The following is a 1974-nucleotide window of genomic DNA, read 5'->3' on the forward strand; positions in this document are numbered from 1 at the left end:
TCCGTGCAGCTCGCTGTCGGACGGGCGGGCCAGCACCGCGAGCACGGCCCGGCGCACCCGGTCGCGGTCCGCGTCCAGGGTCAGGCGGGGTGCGACGAGCGTCGCGTAGGAGACGGCGGCGACCCTGCGCGCGCGCCGGTCCTCGTCCCCGGCCCACCGCTCGACGGCCCGGCACAGCGCGGCGGGCTCGTCCTCGGCGAGCGCGGCGAGCAGTTCCTCGGCCCGGAGGTGTCCGGCGTCGGCGAGCGCGTCGGTCAGATCATCGGCGGCCAGGTCCCGGTGGGCGTACAGGAGGGCCTGCGCGGCGGCGGCGACGGTGGGACGGTCGGCGGTGGCTTCCGTGGGCCGTTCCCGCGCACCCTCCTCGGCGTCCACGGGCGGCTCCGCCCCGGCGGCCGGCAACGGGCGCTCGTCCGTGAACCAGGCGCACAGGAGGGGCTGCACCGTACGCGGATGGGCGGCGAGCCGCCGGGCGACGGCGTCGAGGAACCGCGCGTCGCCGTCCCCCTCCCCCGGCGGCCCGTCCGCCGGGACCAGACGGCGGAAGAGGTCCATCCGGTCCGCCTCGGGCAGCCGCAGCTCCCGCCAGAACCAGGGCCCGAACTCCGCATGGGCCCCGCGCGCCCCTCCTCCGCCCGCCTCGGCGGAACTCCGCACGACGCGCCCGGCGAGCAGCCGGAGCACACCGAGGTACGGGCGGGCGTCGGGCACCCTCAGCAGCGTCTCGGCGAGCAGGTGCGCGGCCCACCAGCGCGGGTCGGAGAGGGGCAGGGCCCGGTCGCCGTCGACGGTCTCCGGAAGCCGGTCCAGCGCCTCGATGAGGTCCGCCAGCCGGTGGGCCAGGGCGGCCGTGCCCTGGCGGCGGGACAGCAGGAGCAGCGCCTGGATCACCGGGCCGATCCGGTGCCGGGGCACGGGCAGGCTGCGCGGTCCGGCCGGAAGCGGGCCCTCGGCCGGTTCGCCCCGGCGGGGGCGCGGCACCCGGCCCTCGTCCTCCGCCGGCTCCGCGTGCCACCGGTGCACCAGCGCCCGCAGGGCCGCGTCGAGATCGAGGTGCGCGCTCTGGATCCAGTCCCCCACCTCCTCGTGGGCGAAGCGGTAGCCGGCTCCGGCCGGGACGAGGAGCCCTTCGGTGAGGACTGCGGGGGCCCACCCCGTACGCCAGGGGAACAACTCCTCGAAGGCGGCCCGGTCCAGCTCGCCCTGTCCGGGTCCGAGGCAGCGGCGGGCCGCCTCGTGGACCTGTCCGGCCACCCGGGCCGCCAGGCGCCGCACCGCGGTCGGCCCGGGCCGGCTCCCGGCGGCGATGCGGACGGCGACGCGCAGGCACATCAGGTCGAGGTGGGCGGCGAAGACCTCCTCCGTGCCCGGGCGCCCGGGTGTGCCCGGCGGCAGGGCCTCGCGTACCTCGGCGAGCAGGCGGAGGGTCAGCGGATGGCGGTCGTGGCCGGCGGCGAGGGCGTCGGGCGGGAGGCCGAGCCCCTCCCGGGCCCGTTCGGCCTGGCCGGCGGTGAAGTCGGTGACGCGGACCGCCGGGGGGAGCCGCCGGGCCGGCCGGGACGGGCGGTGCAGCGCACCGGGCGGGTAGAGCGGACCGGCCGTCTCCCAGTGCTCGGGGCGGCAGCCGACGACGAGCCGGACGCCGTTCTCGCGGAGCCAGCGAGCCGTGCCGGTGGTCCAGTCGGCGAGCCGGTGGGCCAGGACGGGAGGCATCTCCTCCGGGGCGTCCAGCAGGACCAGCAGCGGGACGCCGGAGCCCGCTGCCAGCCGGGCCACCCGCTCGGGCGTGGCGCTCGCCATGTCGCCCGGTGCCCCGGCTGCGCCGACGATCCGTCCGGCCTGCTGGAGCGTGCGCGCGACGGCGTCGGCGACGGAGGTGTCGTCCGCGAGGAGGTCGGCGCCGCGCAGCCACAGCGTGGGCGCGGGCACCGGGCCCGTCGCCCGACGCGCGGCGATCGCGGCGAGTTCGGTGGT

1 pseudogene is annotated in these 1974 nt (G+C 79.1%); it reads right to left on the reverse strand.

From position 1 onward, the window contains the following. Positions 1-1974, reverse strand: a pseudogene (locus G3I41_RS25785) (serine protease); the annotation flags it as partial.

Source organism: Streptomyces sp. SID9727 (assembly GCF_010550605.1).
Taxonomy (GTDB): domain Bacteria; phylum Actinomycetota; class Actinomycetes; order Streptomycetales; family Streptomycetaceae; genus Streptomyces.